This is a genomic window from Streptomyces sp. ISL-94, from assembly GCF_018614075.1.
Taxonomy (GTDB): domain Bacteria; phylum Actinomycetota; class Actinomycetes; order Streptomycetales; family Streptomycetaceae; genus Streptomyces.
In genome coordinates this window covers 60417-79664 of the sequence record NZ_JAGGOZ010000069.1, presented here as the reverse complement: position 1 = coordinate 79664, position 19248 = coordinate 60417, and the positions used below count along the sequence as shown (strand labels likewise).

14 protein-coding genes are annotated in these 19248 nt (G+C 72.9%); 5 read left to right on the top strand and 9 right to left on the bottom strand.

Annotation, left to right across the window (positions count from 1 at the left end):
- Both J7E94_RS21950 and J7E94_RS21945 read left to right on the top strand, forming a co-directional pair.
- Nucleotides 1–858 (top strand): cytochrome P450 (locus J7E94_RS21950; RefSeq protein WP_215018050.1); only part of this gene is annotated, 858 nt, incomplete at its 5' end.
- 89 nt (nt 859–947) lie between these two features.
- On the top strand, nt 948–1991 hold the full coding sequence (locus J7E94_RS21945) for a hypothetical protein (RefSeq protein WP_215018048.1): 1044 nt from the start codon (nt 948–950) through the stop codon (nt 1989–1991).
- 53 nt (nt 1992–2044) lie between these two features.
- On the opposite strand, the gene J7E94_RS21940 is transcribed toward J7E94_RS21945, so the two are convergent.
- Both J7E94_RS21940 and J7E94_RS21935 read right to left on the bottom strand, forming a co-directional pair.
- A complete protein-coding gene (locus tag J7E94_RS21940; RefSeq protein WP_215018047.1) occupies nt 2045–3442 on the bottom strand; it encodes a gluconate:H+ symporter in 1398 nt (465 codons plus the stop codon).
- 12 nt (nt 3443–3454) lie between these two features.
- Nucleotides 3455–3979, bottom strand: a complete 525-nt coding sequence (locus tag J7E94_RS21935) for a gluconokinase (protein WP_215018045.1) — start codon at nt 3977–3979, stop codon at nt 3455–3457.
- 132 nt (nt 3980–4111) lie between these two features.
- Here J7E94_RS21935 and J7E94_RS21930 point away from each other — a divergent pair, with 132 nt between their 5' ends.
- A complete protein-coding gene (locus tag J7E94_RS21930) occupies nt 4112–4840 on the top strand; it encodes a FadR/GntR family transcriptional regulator (protein ID WP_215018043.1) in 729 nt (242 codons plus the stop codon).
- Between the two features lie 119 nt (nt 4841–4959).
- Here J7E94_RS21930 and J7E94_RS21925 read toward each other — a convergent pair whose 3' ends face one another.
- From J7E94_RS21925 to J7E94_RS21905, 5 genes are all read right to left on the bottom strand, one after another.
- Nucleotides 4960–5844, bottom strand: coding sequence for a sigma-70 family RNA polymerase sigma factor (locus J7E94_RS21925; protein WP_215018041.1), 885 nt, complete (start codon nt 5842–5844; stop codon nt 4960–4962).
- Between the two features lie 86 nt (nt 5845–5930).
- Nucleotides 5931–7196 carry an ATP-grasp domain-containing protein gene (locus J7E94_RS21920; protein WP_215018039.1) on the bottom strand — a complete coding sequence of 422 codons (1266 nt, stop codon included), beginning with the start codon at nt 7194–7196 and terminating at the stop codon, nt 5931–5933.
- A gap of 24 nt (nt 7197–7220) precedes the next feature.
- Nucleotides 7221–9359 (bottom strand): prolyl oligopeptidase family protein, encoded by a 2139-nt coding sequence (locus tag J7E94_RS21915; RefSeq protein ID WP_215018037.1) that lies wholly within the window; start codon nt 9357–9359, stop codon nt 7221–7223.
- On the bottom strand, nt 9356–11164 hold the full coding sequence (locus J7E94_RS35775; RefSeq protein WP_215018034.1) for an MFS transporter: 1809 nt from the start codon (nt 11162–11164) through the stop codon (nt 9356–9358). The genes J7E94_RS21915 and J7E94_RS35775 overlap by 4 nt, the downstream gene beginning before the upstream one ends.
- Before the next feature lie 44 nt (nt 11165–11208).
- Entirely contained in the window at nt 11209–13572 is a 2364-nt protein-coding gene (locus J7E94_RS21905; protein ID WP_215018031.1) for a tetratricopeptide repeat protein, read from the bottom strand.
- 777 nt (nt 13573–14349) lie between these two features.
- Between J7E94_RS21905 and J7E94_RS21900 the strand changes: the two genes are divergently transcribed.
- A complete protein-coding gene (locus tag J7E94_RS21900; RefSeq protein ID WP_215018028.1) occupies nt 14350–14697 on the top strand; it encodes a hypothetical protein in 348 nt (115 codons plus the stop codon).
- 44 nt (nt 14698–14741) lie between these two features.
- On the opposite strand, the gene J7E94_RS21895 is transcribed toward J7E94_RS21900, so the two are convergent.
- On the bottom strand, nt 14742–15122 hold the full coding sequence (locus tag J7E94_RS21895) for a VOC family protein (protein WP_215018025.1): 381 nt from the start codon (nt 15120–15122) through the stop codon (nt 14742–14744).
- A 54-nt stretch (nt 15123–15176) separates the two neighbouring features.
- Nucleotides 15177–17090: an ABC transporter ATP-binding protein gene (locus J7E94_RS21890; RefSeq protein WP_215018022.1), complete on the bottom strand. Its 1914-nt coding sequence runs from the start codon at nt 17088–17090 to the stop codon at nt 15177–15179.
- A 139-nt stretch (nt 17091–17229) separates the two neighbouring features.
- Here J7E94_RS21890 and J7E94_RS21885 point away from each other — a divergent pair, with 139 nt between their 5' ends.
- Nucleotides 17230–19248 carry an AMP-binding protein gene (locus J7E94_RS21885; protein WP_215018020.1) on the top strand — a complete coding sequence of 673 codons (2019 nt, stop codon included), beginning with the start codon at nt 17230–17232 and terminating at the stop codon, nt 19246–19248.

Here is a 19248-nt window from a genome sequence, read left to right as displayed (position 1 = left end):
GTCCTGGCGGCCGTCGCCGAGGAGGCACCGCACCTGACCGCCTCCGGCACCCTGGAAATCGCCCGCGCCCACCGCGCCGTGGGCCGCGCCGCCCGGCGGATCGTGCTCGGCGCCGCTGCCGCCGAGGACGAGGAACTGGCGGGCTGGCTCAAGCGGTCGCGCCCCGACGGGCCGGGGCCGGGACGGCGCAAGGGCGCCCCGTACGACCTCGCCGGCTCCCGCATTCGCGAGTACGCGGGCCGGGCCGACGCCGGCACCCTCGTGGCGCGCGCGGACGCCGCGGACCCCGCCGGCCAGGCCCGCCAATGGCTGCTCGCCATGCAGTCCCTCCCCGCCACCCTGCTGCGCACCCTCCTCCTGCTCGGCGCGCACCCGGCCGAGCAGGAGGCGGCCGCTGCCGAAGCGGCCACGGGCGGCGCGGCCGGGGGCGGCGAACTGCCCCGGCTGCGCGCCTGCGTACGGGAATCCCTGCGGCTCTTCCCGGTGGTGCCCGAGCTGCTCCGCGTCACCCGCGCCGAGACCGACTGGCGCGGTGTGCGCTGCCCGGCCGGCACCTCCGTCCTGCTGCCCGCCGCGTTCCACCAGCGCGACCCCGAACGGGTCCCGGCCGCGCACGTCTTCGTGCCCGGCCGGTGGAAGAACCCGGCTGCCGACCACGACACCCGGATGGCGCCCTTCGGGCACGGCGGTGGCCGCTGTCCGGGCGACGAACTCGGCCTGCTGGTGACGGCCGCGTTCTGCGCGGAGGTGCTGCAAGACCACCGGATCGGCGTCATCCGGCCGCTCCTGGACCCGGTGGGACCGCTGCCCGCCACGCTCGATGCGAACGGCATCCGGCTCACGCTCACCCGCCGGTGACCCGGCCCCCCAACCGACCGGACCCGACACTGCCCGCCCGGCACGCCCCCCGCCCGAGACGACCCCCTGCCGAAACCCGCGAGGATCCCATGCCCGACGCCGCTACCGCCGCGTCCGCCGACGCGGACGTCGACCTGCTCGACGACCTGTGCCGCGTACTCGCCGAAGCCGCCGACGCGGTCGGCGAGGCCGCCCGCTACGCCTCCGGCCTGGCCCTCGGCGCCCGCCTGCCTGCGGCGGCCCTCGCCCGGGGCGGCGGCCGCCGGCTCGGCTGGCGCACCCTGTTGCGTACCCTCACCGACCCGCAGGGCCTCGGCTGGGCCCCGCGCGGCCGGGGTGTGGCCCGGGCCGGCCGGCTCGCCGGGCTGCTCGCCGGCCGGGAGAGCCTCGCGATCAGCGTCGCGGTCTGCGGGCTCCGGGCCAGGATCCGGGCCATCGGAGCGAGCCGCCCCGAACTCCTCGAAGACCCCGGTGCGGCGGCGGTCCTCGCAGCCGTCGGGGAAGGGCGGCAGGCCGAGGCCGCCCGTCTGTTCCGCGGCATCATGCGCGAGCGGGGCACCGAGCACGCCTTCACGCTGCTGGCCCCCGCCTTCGCCGACATCCTCGCCTGGGACGCCCTGACCGACGCGAACCCCTTCAACGACCACGCCGGCTGGCAGGTCGCCACCGGCCGGGCCCTTCCCGCGGATCCGCTCCTCGGGCTGGGCGCTGCCTTCTGGGCCTTCTGCGACCGCGGCCCGGGCCTGCGCGACGGCTCCAAGGGAGGGTTCGCAGTACGCCGGGCAAGCCGGGTAAGCGGAGAGCTCGCGGACTCCGCAGGGAGGACGAAAGGCTTGGAAGGACCGGCGCGGCCCGACCCGCCCGCCGGTCACCGCCCCGCGGCCCGCGCTCGCGCCCGGTTCTCCGGGTCGCCGCTCCGGCCCGCCGCCCGCCCGCGCGCCGTCGACAGCCTGCGCCGGCACGCCTCAGCGCTGCGCACCCACGCGGTGCGCCTGCGGGCGACGGAGATGGCGCCGGCCCGGCGGGACCCCCAGGCCGGCGCCCTGCGCGCCGAGATCGACGTCCTCGCCGGCCGCTGTGCCACCGCGGCGAACGGCTTCGCCCTGGCCGCCGCCCAGCTCGGCGAACGCTGACGGCCGCCCCCGGTCGGTTGCCGGGCCGGCTGGAGGACCGGCTGGAGGACCGGTCACAGGACCAGCGACAGCAGGAGTACGAAGCCCAGGCCCACCACCGAGATGATGGTCTCCATCACCGACCAGGTCTTCAGGGTCTGCCCGACGGTCATCCCGAAGTACTCCTTGACCAGCCAGAACCCGGCGTCGTTGACGTGGCTGAAGAACAGCGAGCCGGCGCCGATGGCGAGGACCAGCAGGGCGGTCTCGGTGGTGGACATGCCCGCGGCGAGCGGGGTCACCAGTCCGGCCGCCGAGATGGTGGCCACCGTCGCCGAGCCCGTGGCGAGCCGGATGGCGACGGCGATCAGCCAGGCCAGCAGCAGGGTCGGGATGGCCCAGTCCTTCGACAGGTCCAGGATCATCCGGCCGACGCCCGCGTCGATCAGCGTCTGCTTGAAGCCGCCGCCCGCGCCGACGATCAGCAGGATGCCGGCGATCGGGGCGAGGGACTTCTCCACCGTCGTGGAGAGCCGGGCCCGGGTGAAGCCGGCCGCCCGGCCGAGGGTGAACATGCCCACCAGCACCGCCGCGAGCAGCGCGATCAGCGGGGAGCCCGCGACGTCGGTGACGCGCTGCACCGCGTTGGCGGGATCGTTGACAACGATGTCCACCAAGGCCTTGACCAGCATCAGCCCCACCGGCAGCAACACCGTGAAGACCGTCGCGCCGAACCGGGGCCGGTGCTCCAGCTCCGCGGACGGCCGCTGCGGAATCATCTTCTCGGGCGCCGGGATGTCCACCCACCGCGCCGCGTACCGGGAGAACAGCGGCCCGGCGATGATCACGGTCGGGATCGCGACGAGCACTCCGAGGGCGAGGGTCACGCCCAGGTTCGCGTGGAGCGCGTCGATCGCGACGAGGGGGCCGGGGTGCGGCGGGATCAGCCCGTGCATCACGGACAGGCCGGCCAGTGCCGGAATGCCGATCCGCATCAGCGAGTAGCTGCCCCGCTTGGCCACCAGCAGCACCACGGGGATCAGCAGGACGATGCCGACCTCGAAGAAGAGCGGCAGCCCGATCACGGAGGCGATCAGCACCATGGCCCACGGCATGGCGCGGCCCTTGGCCCGGGCGAGGATCGTGTCCACGATCTCGTCCGCGCCGCCCGAGTCCGCCAGCAGCTTGCCGAGGATCGCGCCGAGGGCGATCAGTACGCCCACGCCGGCGACCGTCGAGCCGAGTCCGGTGGTGAAGCTGGAGATCGTCTTGGCCAGGGGAGCCCCCGCGAAGACGCCGAGGGCCAGCGAGCCGACCGTCAGGGCCAGGAAGGCGTGCAATTTGAGGCGGGTGATGAGCAGGACGATGACGGCGATGCCCGCGAGGACGGCGATCCCCAGCTGGGTGTTCCCGGCCGAGGTGATCGGTCCGGCGCCGGCCGCTGCCAGTGTCTCGACGCTGAGACTGGTCACGGTGACGATTCCTTAGTTCTCGGGTGTACGGAGCCGGCTCAGAGCCGCCAGCGCCCGTTCGGTGATGTCTTCCGGGGATCCGGACACGTCGACGGCGACGCCGAGCTCGTCCTCCTGGAGCGGCTCCAGCGTGGCGAACTGCGAGTCCAGCAAAGTGGTGGGCATGAAGTGGCCCGTGCGGGCCGCCATCCGCTCCTCGATCAGCGGGCGCTCACCGGTGAGGTGGACGAACACCGCCTGCGGGGCGGCGCTGCGCAGCCGGTCGCGGTAGGCGCGCTTGAGTGCGGAGGCCGCGACGACTCCGCCGCTGCCTGCGGCGGCCCGCTCGCGGATCCACGCGCCCATGGCGTCGAGCCACGGCCACCGGTCCGCGTCCTGGAGCGGGGTGCCGGCCGACATCTTGGCGACGTTGGCCGGAGGGTGGAAGGTGTCGCCCTCCGCGTACGGAAGGGACAGCGCCTCCGCGAGCAGCCGGCCCACGGTCGTCTTGCCCGTGCCGGCCACGCCCATCACCACAATGACGCGCTGGGTGCTCACGCCTACCTCGCTGTCCTCGTCGACATCGGTTCGTGTGGCAGCAGTGAAGCCCATTAAGTAGTACTTATTCAAGAGTGCGGGACGAAAACATCGCATCTTTTGCGCGCACGGGCGTCACCGTACGCTTACGCCATGACCACCGACGGCAGTCCTGGACCAGGGCAGGGGCAGGTCCAGGGGCTCCACTCCCGGGTGCTGGACACCCTCGGACTCGCGATCACGGCCGGGGAGTACCCGCCGGGCAGCGTCCTGCGCACCGACGAGATCGCCGAGCGCTTCGACGCCTCGCGCACCGTCGTGCGCGAGGTCGTCCGCGTACTGGAGTCGATGCACCTCGTCGAGTCCCGCCGCCGGGTCGGTGTCACCGTGCGCCCCACCGACGAGTGGAACGTCTACGATCCGCGCGTCATCCGCTGGCGGCTGGCCGGCGCCGACCGCCCCCGCCAGCTCCGCTCCCTGACCGTACTGCGCTCGGCGATCGAGCCGGTCGCGGCCGGGCTGGCGGCGACCCTGGCCACTCCCGAACAGTGCGCCGAGCTCACCGAGGCGGCCCTCGGCATGGTCCGCACCTCGCGCGGCCACCAGCTCGACGGCTACCTGCGGCACGACATCGCCTTCCACCGCGTCGTCCTGAATGCCTCCGGCAACGAGATGTTCGCGCGCCTCGGGGACGTCGTCGCCGAGGTCCTGACCGGCCGCACCGAGCACGCGGTGATGTTCCACGATCCCGACCCGGCGGCCGTCACCCTCCACGTCCGGGTGGCGGAGGCCGTACGGGAGGGCGACGCGGCCCGGGCCGAGGCGCTGACCCGGCAGATCGCGGCGGGGGCCCTGGAGGAGCTGGACGTGCTCGCTCCTTGATCGCCCGGCCCGGCCCGGCCCGGCCCGACTCGACCCGGCCCGGCCTGACTCGGCCCCGCTGTCGCGGTGTTCGACGTGGTCCGTGGGGACCGGCGTCGAACAACGCGACCGGGTCGGTCTCAGACGTCGAGCACGGCGAGGTCCAGCTCCCGCAGCCGCTCCGGTTCCGCGATCACGTCGATCCCGGTGATCAGACCGTCCTCGAGGGTGAAGGCGAGCACGAGGAACAGCCGGCCCCGCGGGGCCATCGCCAGGCCGACCGTGCCGTTGACCAGCGCGGGCTGCGTGGACTGTGCCCGCTGCACGGCGGCCATCGCACCCCGGGCCACCGTGACGGCGCCGCTGATGAGGAGGGGCGCGGGGGTGGGTCCGACCGCCTTGTCGGCGCGCAGGGCCACGTCCGGATCGAGCAGCGCGACCAGCGCGTCGAAGTTCCCGCCGCGGGTGGCGGCCAGGAAGGCGTCCACCACCCGCCGCTGACGGGTCAGATCGGCGTCGGGCACCGCGGGAGCGCCCTTGACCCGGCGGCGGGCGCGGCTCGCGAGCTGGCGGGTCGCGGCCGGGGTCCGCTCGATCATCGGGGCGATCTCGTCGAAGGGCACGGCGAACAGGTCGTGCAGCACGAACGCGAGCCGCTCCGCCGGCGCCAGCCTGTCGAGCAACACCAGCAGCGCCAGTCCCACCGAGTCGGCCAGGATCGCCTCCTGTTCGGGGTCGACCGTGTCCTCACGGCCGACCACTCGCTCGGTGGGATACGCCTCCATCGCGTCCTCGCGCCGGGACTCCCGGGAGCGCAGCATGTTCAGGCAGATGCGCGACACCACCGTGGTGAGCCATCCGCCGAGGTTCTCGACGTCGCCGGTGTCGGAGCGGTTGAGGCGCAGCCACGCCTCCTGTACTGCGTCTTCGGCCTCGCTGAGCGAGCCGAGCATGCGGTAGGACACCGATCGCAGATGAGAGCGGTGCTCTTCGAAGCGCTCGGTCAGGCCGGTACTCTCGTCCACCTGTCCATTCCTTCCTCACAGCGGACCCTAAAAGTAGATCATCGGGAAAATGGCTGCTGTGAGGGCGAGTTGGGAGCCGGGCGAGGTCAGACGATGTCGTAGAACCCCTCCCCGTCCAGGTAGTGCGCGGTCAGGATGTCGTGCAGGACGGTGTTCGGCGTCTCGTGGACGAGGTACACGCGCATCGGATAGGTCCAGTCGTCCACCGACCGGTGGATCCGGCTGCCCGGGCGGACGTTCAGGGCGATGTCGTGGAAGCTGTCGAGCCCGCGCAGCTCCGCCATCCTCGGATAGTCGCGCAGCGTGCCGTCCGCGGGCGAGACCATGTTCACGAGCCCGGCGTGGCCCGCCAGTTCGTAGCCCTCGTCCCAGCGGGCGAGGAAGCGGCCGGGGTCCGTGTAGGCGTCCACCGTCCATTCCAGCTGGCTCTCCCCGATCGCCGCCTTCACCGGCACGTGCAGGTCGGCGCCGCACGCACGGGCGGCCGTCTCGATCAGCCGCGGCCCCTGCGGGGTCAGCTTCAGCTCGCTGTGCGCGGGCCCGTTGCGTACCCCCAGCGCGTCCAGGACCCGGCAGGTGTACGCGGCCAGCGCGTCCTGGTCGGCGCCGTGGCGGGGCAGCAGTACGGCACTGACCCCCAGGTCGCGAACCCCGTTGGCGCTGATGTGGTGCATCCGCCAGATGTCCGTGACGTGGTGCCTGCCGTCCAGGCTCACCGTGTTCACGATGTACTCGCCGCCGACCAGGTACTCCTGGGCGAGCACCGCCCGGTTGCGGGCGCCCAGCGCGCTGTCGGTGCCGATCAGCGCGGCGAAGGCCGCCCGCACCTGCCCGGCGTCGTCGCAGAAGTGGATGCCGTCGTTGCCCGCGCTCTTGACCGGCTTCAGCACCACCCGGCCGTCGGCCTTGGTGTACCAGTCGAGCAGCGTGCCGAGGTCCGTGGCCAGGATCTGCCCCACGGCGGGCACGCCGGCCTCCCGCACCGTCTCCAGCATGCGGTACTTGTCCCGGCGGGCCGTGCTCAGCGCCGTTCCGTTGGTCCGCAGCCCCAGCGCCTCGCTCAGTACGTCGGCCAGTTCCACCCCGCTCTCGATGCCGGGCAGCAGGCACACCGGCCCGTGACCGGCGACGGCGGCGGCCGTCTGCGCCGCATCGCCCCCGTGCACGATGTCGGCGGTGAAGTCCTGCGGCCGGAAGCTGCGTTCGTACGCGGGCGGGGCGATGGCGGCGCTCCGCACGTGCACGCAGTCGAACCCCCGCTCCCGGAAGAGCGGTGCCAGGCACCGGGCACTGGAGTAGGCGTCGACGATCGCCACGACCGGGCGGCCGGCCGGGGCCGTCTTGTCAATCATATCAACCTCGTGGATCGGTGGTCATCAGGGCAGAGCCAGGCCGGTCTGCCAGGCGAGGAACGCGAGCGTGTCGGCGGCCAGGGCGGCGGCCCTCGAGGTCGAGCGGCCCTTGTGGCCGGCCTCCGCCTCACTGCGCAGCAGGATCGGTGCCCGGCCCCCGGTGGCGTGCTGGAGCGCGGCGCACATCTTCCGGGCGTGCATCGGATCGACCCGCGCGTCGTTCTCCGACACCGTGAACAGCACCGCCGGATACTCCACCGCCTCCCGTACGTGGTGGTAGGGCGAATAGCCCAGCAGCCAGCCGAGTTCCCCGGGGTCCTGCGCCGAGCCGTACTCGGCGGACCACAGGCGCCCCAGTCCGAAGCGCTCGTACCTGACCATGTCCAGCAGCGGCGCCTCGCACACCACCGCCCGGTAGAGCTCGGGCCGCTGGGTCAGCGCGGCGCCCACGAGCAGGCCCCCGTTGGAGCCTCCGTGGATCCCGAGCCGGTCCGCCGTGGTCCAGCCGCCGGCGATCAGCGCCTCGGCCGCGCGGTGGAAGTCGTCGAACACCTGCTGCTTGTTCTCCCGCATCCCCGCCCGGTGCCATTCCTCGCCCTCCTCGCCGCCGCCGCGCAGGTGGGCCACGGCGTAGACGCCGCCGGCCTCCACCCAGGCCAGCACCGAGGGGTCGTAGGCGGGGACCTGGGAGGAGCCGAAGCCCCCGTACCCGAAGAGGATCGCGGGCCGCGGCCCGGTCCGGTGGAGCGGTTCGACCAGCAGCATGCGTACGGTCGTTCCGTCGGTGGAGCGGTAGGCGATCTGCGAGCTCTTCACCTTCGGGACGGCCACCATGCCCGGAGCGGACGCCCAGAGGCCGGTGGTGCCGTGGCGGGCGTCGTACCGCAGGACCGACCCCGGCGAGGTGCCGTCGGTGTACGAGAACCACGCCTCGTGGCCGCCCTCCGGGCGTTCGTACAGCCCCCCGAGCGAGCCGACCCCCCGCGTCGGCACCGTGCCGAGCCGCTCCCCGGTCTCCAGGTCGTGGACGGTGACCTCGCCCGCGGCGTGCCGCGTCCAGCCGGCCAGGAGGCGCGGCCGGTCCAGCTCCGGACCGTCCAGGATGGCGAAGTCGGTCAGCACCGCCTCCGGATCCTCCGGTATCAGGTCGCGCCAGGACGCGTACTCCAGGTCGGCGGGGGAGGCGACACAGAGCCGCGAGCGCGGCGCGTCCCGGTCGGTGAAGAGGTACGCCCGGCCGTCGCGCCACATGTACAGGCCGGTGTCGGCGTCCACGCCCACCTGGACCGGCTGGAACCGCGGCGCCTCGGGCGTGCCGGCCGACAGGTCGCCGAGCCACAGGTCGCTGCGGTTCTCGGTGCCCCGGGAGGCCCCCACGCTCAGCCAGCGGCCGTCGCGGCTGACCAGGATGCCGTAGTCGTTGGAGTCGGGGAGCCCCTCCCCGAACACCACCACGTCCTCCGACTCCGGGTCGGTGCCCACCCGGTGGAGATAGACGCGTCGCCGCCCCGGACCGCCGCTGTCCTCCTCCCCTTCGGGCTCGGGCAGACGGCGGACGTAGTAGTAGGCCGAGCCGCCGGGGAGCCAGGCGACGGCCGAGTGCCGGGCGCGCGGGATGGGGCCCTCCAGGAGCACGCCGGTGGCGACGTCCAGCACGTGGAGGAGTGACTCCTCCGTGCCGCCGCGGGAGATCTTGTACGCGAGCCGGTTCCCCTCCTGATCCGGATGCCACGCGTCCAGGGTGGTGTCGCCGGCCGGGTCCAGCCGCATCGGATCGAGCAGGACGCGTTCCGCACCGCCCGGTTCCACCGTGAGCAGGACGGCGCGCTCCTGACCGGGCAGGCGGCGGGTGAAGAACTGCCGCCGGCCGCGCCACACGGGAGCGCTCACGCTGCCGGTGCCCAGCAGTTCGGTGAGGCGCCCGCGCAGCGCGGCGCGCCCGGGCAGGCCGCCCAGGACGCGGTCGCACAGCTCCCGCTGTGCCGCCGCCCACTGGCGGGTCCCTTCGCTCTGCGGGTCCTCCAGCCACCGGTACGGGTCCTCGACCAGGTGCCCGTGCAGCTTGTCCTGCCGGTGCTCGCGGGGCGCGGGGGGATAGGGGAGCGGCTGCGGAAGCGGGAGCGGGAGCGGGTGCGGGTCGGGAAGCCGGTGGGGAGAGGTCATTGCTCCGCTTTCTGGAGTCCGCCCGGCGCGGCCGAGGCGTCGTGGCCGAGGGAGTGGAAACCGCCGCCGTAGAAGACCAGGGGGCCTGCCACCGGCTCGTCCGACGGGGTGAACGCCAGGACGCGGGCCAGGACGATCGCATGGTCCCCGGCGGGGACGACCGACTGCACCCGGCCTTCCAGCCATGCCGCGCCGCCCGACAGCAGCGGGGCGCCGGTCTCCGGGCCGGGACGCCAGGCGTGCCCCGCGAACTGGGCCTCGCCCACCGGGCGTTCGGCCCGGGCGAAGTGCGCGGCCGTCTCCCGCTGGTCGGCCGCCAGGACCGTGACGCCCAGCGGGGAGCCCTCGGTGACCAGGGCGGCCAGGTGCGAGCCGTGCGCGACGCAGATCAGTACGAGGGGCGGGTCGAGGGAGACGGTCACGAAGGAGTTCACCGTGGTCGCGTGCGGGACCCCGGACGCCACCGTGGACGCGACGGTCACGCCGGTGGCGAAGGCCCGGCCCGCCTGCCGCACCAGCAGGGCGGCGGCGCCCTCCACCTCCGCCGCGGCCTCCGCGTCCGGGCCTTGGCCGTTCGCCTCGGGGGCCGCCTCCCCGTACTTGCGGGAAGCGGCCTGGCCGATCCACGCCGAGACCAGCGCCGAGACCGCCGCGACGAGCAGCAGCACGGTGAAGGAACCGCGCATCGAACCGAGGCTGGTGAATCCCATGAACAGCAGGATGCTCACCGTCACACCGGCGAAGGTCCCCAGCGTGAAGTGGCCGGAGACCCGGCCGGCCACCGCCACCGGCTCGTTCTCCAGGATCCGGGCCTGGAAGACCACCGCGAACACCTGGCCGGCCAGCAGCATGGCGGAGCTGGCGAGTACCGCCACCCACGCGGTCGTCACCAGCGTCATGCACGCCAGGGAGACGGCCACGGTCAGCGCGGCGAGCACACCGGGGCGCAGCCCCCGGCGGCCGCGCAGCCGGGCGGCCAGCGTGGCGCCGATCACCGCACCGGTGCCGTTGGCGAGGTTGATCACGCTCAGCCAGGTGGCGCCGCCGCCGAGGAAGTCCCGGGCGACGACGTTGGGGTAGACGTTGATGACCCCCGCGCCGGCGTTCAGCGCGAACACGCTGGCCAGCAGCCACCGGCTGCTCCCGGTCAGCCGCCGCTTGCCCGCTCCGTCTTTCGCGCCGTCCGTCCGGCCGGACGCCGGGGTGGGGGCGGTGGCAAGCCGTACCAGCAGCAGCCCCGAGACGACGAAGCTGGCGATGTCCAGGGTGATCAGCACCGGCAGATTGGAGACCTGGAGCATCAGCGGCGCGGCCGCGGTGCCCAGGATGAAGGTCGACCAGTCCACCTTCGCCACCGCCGCGAGCGCCGAGGGGATCCGCTCGGTCGGCAGCACCCGGCGCAGGTAGGCCGTCTGCGAGGCGGTGAAGAAGGGGGTCAGCAGGCTGAGGAAGGCCATCACGCCGATCGTGGCCGCGGAGGTGAAGCCGCCGCCGGGGCCGGCCCCGACCGCGGCGAGCAGCACCACGAGCACCGCGGCGCGCAGGATGTCCAGCCCGATCAGCGTGCGCCGCGTGTCCCGGCGGTCGGCCAGCGGAGCCAGCAGCCGCGAACCGAACAGGATCGGCAGGTACACCAGCACGATCGCCGTGGTGAGCAGGGCGTTGGAGCCGTGGTTCTGGTTGTAGGCGTAGTAGACGACCCCGGTGCGGAACAGCCAGTTGCCGAACTGGCTCACCGCGTACGCCGACAACAGCGCGCGAAGGGAACGGTGTTCGGGGGTGTCGCGGCGCTCGGTGGGTGGCACGCGGTGCTCCTCGTCGATCCGGGTGGGGCTCGCTCTCGTCCTGTCTAGTCCGTGGCGGGCCCCGAGGTCGCATCCGCGGTCAACCGGGCGCGCAACTCGGCCAGCTCCCCGGGGTCGCCGCCGCGCTCGGCGGCCAGCTCGATGTCGGCGCGCGCCCCGTCCGGATCGGCCAGTTCGAGCCGCAGCACCGCGCGGTTGTAGGCGTAGTCCGGGTCGTCGGAGAGCCGTACCGCATGGTCGAGGCAGGTCAGCGACTCCTGCGGCCGGCCACTCGCGTGGAGGACGTGGGCGAGGTTGTTCCAGGCCTCGGTCAGCTTGGGATCGCGGGCCACCGCCGTGCGCAGGCTCTCCTCCGCTTCCGCGGTGCGCCCGGTCTCGGAGAGGGCCAGCCCCCGGTTGCTCCACGCCTGCGCGTTCCCCGGATCGTGGTAGACGGCCGCGTCCAGGCTGGCAAGCGCCTCGGCGGGCCGCCCCTGCTTGAGCCGCAGCACCCCGAGGCCCACGTGCGCCCGAGCCTCCCCCGGCTTGAGCTCCACCACGCGCCGGAAGTCCCGCTCGGCCGCCGCCGCATCGCCCCGCTGCACGTGGAGCCGGGCGCGGTTCAGATGCGCCTCGTAATAGGGCGGGCACAGCTCGATGGCCCGGTCGTAGTATTCCAGTGCCTCCTCGAACCGGCCGGTGCGCTGGAGCATGTTGGCGAGGTCGTTGGCGTATTCCCCGTAGTTCGGGTCGAGCGCGATGGTCCGCTGGTAGGTCTCGTACGCCTTCGGGAAGTCCTTCACCATTTCGTAGATCTGGGCGGTGTTGTAGACGAGGATCGACTGGTGGAGCGCGTATTTCTCATCGCCGTAGATCTTCTGCATCCGCTCCATGCCTTCGGTGCAGAGCGTGAGCGCCTCGTCCATCCGTCCCTGCCGTGCCCGGATATAGGCCAGGGCGTTCTCGGCGAATACCTTGATGTACTCGTACTTGGGGTGGTCCTGGAATTCGGTGGCCAGCTTCTCCAGGTTGAGCAGGGCGAATCGCTCGGCGGTGACGAGGTCCGGGGGCGACTGGTAGCGGCCGTGCGCCATGCTCTGCGAATACAGCACCGTGGGCGTGTAGAGGCTTTGCGGGAAATGCCCGTAGAAGGTGTCGAGATAGGGGATCGAGGTGTGGGCAAGCCCGAGGGAGTAGAGGACGAAGGACATCCGCAGGTAGACCAGGTTGTGCGTCTGGCCGCCGCCCGGGAGGGTGCGCAGCTGCGGATCCGCCCAGAAGCGGGAGAAGAGGTCGAACCAGGTGTCGTAGAGCCCGATCTCCTGGAGGGAGATCGACAGCGGGGCCAGTGCCACGACCCGGTCGGACGCGTCGCCCAAGGCGAGGTGGTGGACCGGGTGGAACACCTCCTCGGGGGTGCCGGCGAGGCCGCCGAGCACCTCGCGGTGCAGGCGCTCCTTCGTTCCGGCGTCGTACGTCTCGTAGTTGCGCACCGCGACCGGATCGTCGTCCGCGCAGTGGGCCGCGACGTACCCCTCCAGCAGGTCGTACCTGCCCCGCTCGCCCATCAGGCTCAGGTAGAGGTCGAGGTGGGTGTCGAAGGTCAGGTAGTCGGGCAGCGACACCTTCGCGTCGGCGCAGCGCATGAGCGCCGAGAGCCGGGCCGGCCGGCCCTGCGAGAGCCGCCACAGGCTGTCGAGCCGCTTGGCCGCCGGGACCGGGAAGCCCCAGCTCCCGATCAGCTCGCGGGCCTCGCCCCGGGACAGCGGGCCCAGCGCGACCCGCGCGCTGTGCTCGGCGAGGGCGACATCGGGTTCGCCGTCCACCAGGAGCACGATCGTCAGGCGCCGGCACAGCGTCCTGCGGCGGGCGACGATGTCGAGGAACTGCACCACCGTGGGGGACAGGCGCTCGGCGTTGTCGATGACCAGGGTGTACGGCGGCCGCCCCGGAGAGGCGAGGAAGGCGTCGAGGAACTCGTACAGGCCGTTGAGCAGCTTGCCCTGGTACTCGTGGAAGTAGAAGCGGGTCCGTTCGTCACGGCTCGCGATGCCCGTGAGGTCCTTCGGCACCCGGTAGGCGGCGGAGTCCCGGTGCGGGAAGATGCGCTTGAGGGACTGCTCGGCGGCGGTGACCAGGTCCGGGGCGTCGGCCTCCGCCGTGCTCAGCGCGCGGTCCACCAGCGGTTGCAGCCCGGCGAGATAGCCGTGGGCGAGCTTGTCCCCGCTCGCCGACGCCACGGGCCCGGCGGCCCGGCCGCCGGCCGCGGCGTCGAGCCAGGCGCGCACGGTGTCCGCCTTGCCGCTGCCGTCCGGTGAGGTGACCAGAAGGAATACGGGGGCCTCGGGATCACCGGAATCCAGTCGGCTGGCTGCCTGGTCGAGCTCTGCGAAGAAAGCGGGGCGCACGCGCGGAAATGGAGCAGTCATGCCGGATTTCTCCCGTGTCCGAATCTGTCTCACCGGAGGGGGTGGGAGGCCCGGTTGAACGGACCTCCCACCGTATTCGCTTATTCGCCTCAGCCGGCGACGTAAGGCGTGGTGGTGCGAACGGTGTCCTGCTTCTCGGCAACCTTGACCTTCATGTTTTGTCACCCCTTTTTCATGTCAACGGTATGTGTCCTCTAATTTCGGACGGCATCAGCATGGGACGCTCCTGTCGACGGCGTCAAGGACACACCCGGGGAGGCCGGTTCACGGTCTTGGCCGAATCTCTGCGGGTGTCCGCCATAGGTGCGCGCCGCAAAACGCCGGGGTGATCCGGCGATTTGGAGTTCGATCTTCCGGCGGTTTCGTATACGAAAGCCCGTGCGGGGCGCGGGTCAGCTCACCGCTCCGCACGGGCTGCGGGCGTCCGCGCGCTGGTGGGCGGGGCGCCGGCGGAGGGCCCGGCCCGGGCGCTCGGGCCTCCCGGAGTCGACTGCCCGTCGGCGGTTCGTCATCCGGCCGTACGCTTCCGCGGGCGGAAGCGGCGCGGGGGCCGGCCGGTCGGGGGCGGGTGCTGTTGACCGGATGTGGGCGAAGTGGCTCCGGCGCCGGACACCGGGCAGGTCCGCGCCCGGCGCAACTATGGCCTGAAGCCGATGTTTTGCCCTTCTCCATCCTGTTGCACGAGGTCACACCGGGCTGCTGGATAATGACCGGGAACAGCCGAGTGGAGAAGACGCCGGGGACACGAGGTGGCCCGGGCAGGAGAGGGAGCCCCCGATGGACGTGCAGCACTTCGAGCGGATCACCGCGTTCATCGAGGCACGGCTGACCCCGCTGTTCGACGAGGCGACGGGCAGCGAGTACGGCTTCGGGATGGACGACACCTCCCGTGCGCTGCGCGCGCTGCGCAACGCCGTCCTCGAGGCCTCCCACATCAAGGGGCTCATCGCGCAGCGGGAGTCGGCCGAGCCGGCCATGCGCCGCGTCATCGACCAGTCGGTGGAGCACAACTGGGACGTGCTGCGCGGCATCGCCCGCCAGTGGGAGGACCACGCCGACTTCCGCCACGAGTTCAAGCACCACGCGTGGGAGCTCGCCGGCCACCCCGTCGCCGCGGAGAGCTGAGCGGTACGGGTTCAGGCGCAGCGCCCCGCTTCGGTGCGTTCCGCTCAGCCGGCCGCCGCCGTGCGCGGCGCGGTCTGCTGGACCGCCCAGCCGTTGCCGTCCGGGTCGGAGAAGTAGACGAAGGAGCCCCAGGGCATGTCCTGGATCTCGGTCACCTCGATGCCCCGGCCGCGCAGGTCGGCGTAGGCCTCCTCGATGTCGGCGACGACCACCTGCATGTTGTCCAGCGATCCCGGTGTCATCCGGGTGAGCCCCTTGCCCAGCGCGATCGAGCAGGCCGAGCCCGGCGGGGTCAGCTGTACGAAGCGGATGTCCTCGCTCACGGTGACATCGTGGTCGGCGCTGAAGCCGAGCTTCTCGTAGAAGGCCTTGGCCCGGTCGACGTCGGTGACGGGGACGGCGACCAGCTCCAGCTTGATGTCCATCGCATGCTCCTGAATCGTCGGCGGTCCGGAAGGGGCTCCTCGGCCATCAGGCCATCATGCTCCGGACACCGGTGCCGCGCCGCCCGGGACGGCGTCCCCGGCCGTGTCGGCCGCCGCGAACTGCGTGCGGTACAGCTCCTCGTACCGCCCGCCCGCCGCCAGCAGCTCGGCGTGCGTACCGCGTTCCACGATCCGGCCGTCCTCGACCACCAGGATCAGATCCGCCGCCTGTACGGTCGACAGCCGGTGCGCGATCACCACGGCGGTCCGGCCCGCCAGCGCCTCGCCCAACGCCTCCTGCACCGCCGCCTCCGAGGTGGAGTCCAGGTGGGCGGTGGCCTCGTCGAGGATCACCACCCGCTGCCGGGCCAGCAGCAGCCGGGCGATGGTCAGCCGCTGCCGCTCCCCGCCCGACAGCCGGTAGCCGCGCTCCCCGACGACCGTGTCCAGGCCGTCCGGCAGTGAGGCGACGAGGCCGGCCAGGCGGGAGCGGCGCAGGGCCTCCCAGATCTCCTCCTCGCTCGCCTCGGGCCGGGCCAGCAGCAGGTTGGCCCGTACCGACTCGTGGAAGAGGTGTCCGTCCTGGGTGACCATGCCCAGCGTCTCGCGGATCGAGTCGGCCGTGAGGTCCCGTACGTCGACCCCGCCCAGGCGGACCGCCCCCGCGTCGGCGTCGTAGAGCCGCGGCAGCAGCTGGGCGATGGTCGACTTGCCGGCGCCGGAGGAGCCGACCAGGGCGATCATCTGGCCCGGCTCGGCACGGAAGGACACCTCGTGCAGGACCTGTGTGCCGCCCCGGGTGTCGAGGGTGGCGACCGACTCCAGGGAGGCGAGGGAGACCTTGTCGGCGGAGGGGTAGGCGAAAGAGACCCGGTCGAACTCCACGGCCACCGGCCCGTCCGGCACCCGCCGGGCGTCCGGCTTCTGGGCGATGAGCGGCTTCAGGTCGAGGATCTCGAAGACCCGCTCGAAGCTCACCATCGCACTCATCACCTCGACGCGGGCGCCGGCGAGCGCGGTGAGCGGGGCGTAGAGCCGGGTCAGGAGGAGGGCGAGGGCGACGACGGAGCCGGCGTCCAGGGTCTCGCGCAGGGCGTAGTACCCGCCGAGCCCGTAGACGAGGGCGAGCGCCAGGGCCGAGACCAGGGTGAGGGCGGTGATGAAGGCCGACTGGGCCATCGCCGTCCGGATCCCGATGTCGCGCACCCGGGCTGCCCGGGCCGCGAACTCGGCGGACTCGTCAGCGGGCCGTCCGAACAGTTTGACCAGCGTCGCGCCGGGGGCGGAGAAACGCTCCGTCATCTGGGTGCCCATCGCGGCGTTCAGGGCGGAGGCCTCCCGCTGCATCGCGGCCATCCGGGCCCCCATCCGGCGGGCCGGCAGCACGAACACCGGCAGCAGCACCAGCGCCAGCAGGGTGATCTGCCAGGAGATGCTCAGCATCACGGCGAGGGTCAGCAGCAGGGTCACGGTGTTGGCGACGACCCCGGACAGGGTGTTGCTGAACGCCCGCTGGGCGCCGATCACATCGTTGTTGAGCCGGCTGACCAGGGCGCCGGTCCGGGTCCGGGTGAAGAAGGCGACCGGCATCCGCTGCACGTGGTCGAAGACGGCCGTCCGCAGGTCGAGGATCAGCCCCTCGCCGAGGGTGGCGGAGAGCCTGCGGGTCAGCAGCCCGAGCCCCGCCTCAACGACCGCGATCAGCGCGATGAGGAGCGCGAGGCGGGTGACGGTGCCGCTGTCCCGGCCGGCCACGATGGCGTCGACGATCCGGCTGGCGAGCACCGGGGTGGCCACTGCCAGGAGCGCGGTGACCACGCTGAGCAGCAGGAAGAGGGCGAGCCCTCGGCGGTGCGGGAGGGCGAAGGCGGCGACCCGGCGCAGACTCGCCCGGGAGAGCGGGCGCCGGTCCTGCTGTGCGTTGATCGCACTGTGCAGCGATGTCCAAGCGGTGACTTCCATGTCCATGGCCGGAACACTAGGACCTCAACCAAAGTCGAGGTCAACCTTTCGTCCGACCCCGCTCCCACGGGGCTCCAACTTCCGTCCGCACGAGCGATTTTCCGGTCCCCCGCCCGCTGTCGGAGCCCGGTGGCATCATCGGTCCATGACGCAGGGATCCGAGTCCGTACGCTTCGGCAAGAGCACCACCGACACCGTCCTGCACCGCTTCGAGCAGTGGGCCCGGGACACCCCCCGGGCACGCGCCGTCACAGCCGGCCCGGAGAGCCTCGCCTACGGGGAACTCGACGCGCGAGCCAACCGGCTGGCGGACCGTCTGCTCGCCTCCGGCCTGCCGCCCGGCGGCCTCGTCGCCGTCGGCACGGCCCGGCAGGCCGAACTGCTCGTCGGCCTCCTCGCCGTCCTCAAGGCGGGCGGTGTCTACACCGTCATCGACGTCGAGAACCCGCGCATCGGGCAGCGCCAGCTCGGCGCGGCCGCGCCCTTCGTCCTGCTCACCCACGGCACCCACCAGGCGGCCCTCGACACCGGCAGCGGCCTGCGGGTGATCGGGCTCGGCGCGGAGGCCGCCGGGATCGCCGAACAGCCCTCCGAGCCGCCGGCGGCCCCGGCGCCCGGACGCACGGCGGCCGTCCTGTTCACCGGGGCGGCCGAGCCGCGCGCCGTTCCCGTCGGCCACGGTCTGCTGCTCGCCGCCTACGAGGGCTGGGCCGAGGTGGCCCGGCTGACCCCGCAGGACCGGCACCTGATCACGGCCGGCCCGGACGTCACCGCCTTCGCCGCGGGCTGGACCCGGGCCCTGTGCTCGGGCGGCGCCCTCGTCCTTGCCCCGCGCTCCCCCTGGACGCCGCAGGACATCGCCGCGGCGGTCGAGACCGAGCACGTCACCGTCCTGCACACCGACCCGGCCGGCGCCGTCGATCTGCTGATCCGGCGCGGGGAGCCGGGGACCGGCATCCCGAAGCCCCGCCGCGAGACGGACCCCGCCCTGCGCTCACTGAGGCTGGTCGCCGTCTGCGGCGACCGGCTCTACCTCGACGAGCAGGCGACCCTGCAGGGCCGGCTCCGGCCCGGTGCGCGGGTGCTCAACGTCTACGGCCTCGCGGAGAGCGCGGGCACCGGCACCTGGTTCGAACTGCCGCAGCTGCCCGGCCCGCTCGACGACCCCGAAGAGGTCTCCCTGCTCGGGACCCCCTTCCCGGGCTGTCGCGTCGAGGTGCGCGACCGCGAGATCCGCCTCACCCCGCAGGACGGCGGCGACGCGATCCCCACCGGCGACCTCGGCCTGCTCCGCGAGGACGGACTGCTGGAGTTCGGCGGCCGGTTGCGGGACCGGATCACCCTGTCCGACGGCCGCACGCTCGACCCGTACCCCATCGAATCCGCGATCCGCCGCCACGAGGGCGTCGGCGGGGTGATCGTGAACGGGATCGACGGAAGCCGCGGCCCACGGCGGCTCGTGGCGTACGCCGCCCCGCCGCCCGGCGGGCCGTCGTGGCCCGCCGGTGCTTCGCTGCCGGACATCGAGGAACTGCGCGACCACCTGGCGGGGAAGGTGCTCCGGGAGGAGACCCCGCGCGCCGTCATCCGGTTGCGTGCCCTGCCCCGCAACCGGGCGGGCCAGGAGGACCGGGACGCCCTGCCCCTGCCCATCCTGCCCGTCCCGGCGGCGGCGCGGCGCGGCGGGAGCAGATCCGGCAAGTACGGGGCCGCCACGGGCGAAGGCGCAGCCCCGGCCTCCTGCGCGGCCGGCTGCGGCGGAGTGGGGCTGGGCTTCGTCGCCTTCGTCCTCACGAATCTGTTCTGGCCCGGATCGACCGACCTCAGCGGTGTGCCGCAGCCCTGGGCGTTCCTGTTGGCCCTCCTCCACCTGTGCGAGTGCGCCGCCTTCGGCGCCGGGGTGGTCTTCCTGTTCGGCGGCCGCGCCCGCATGCGGCGCCACCGCCGTGGCCCCGCCCTCACCGCGGCCGCCCATCTGGCGGTGGCCTACCTGCTGTTGTCCTGGTGGCCCCAGGACAACTTCTACCGGCTGGCCGCCAAACAGGACTGGCCGCGTCAGGCCGCGCTCGTCTACACCTTCAACATTCCCCTGATGATCGCGGGCATCGTCGTCGCCGCGTACGTCATCGCCAAACCGGCCGATCCCTTCGACTTCGACGACTGA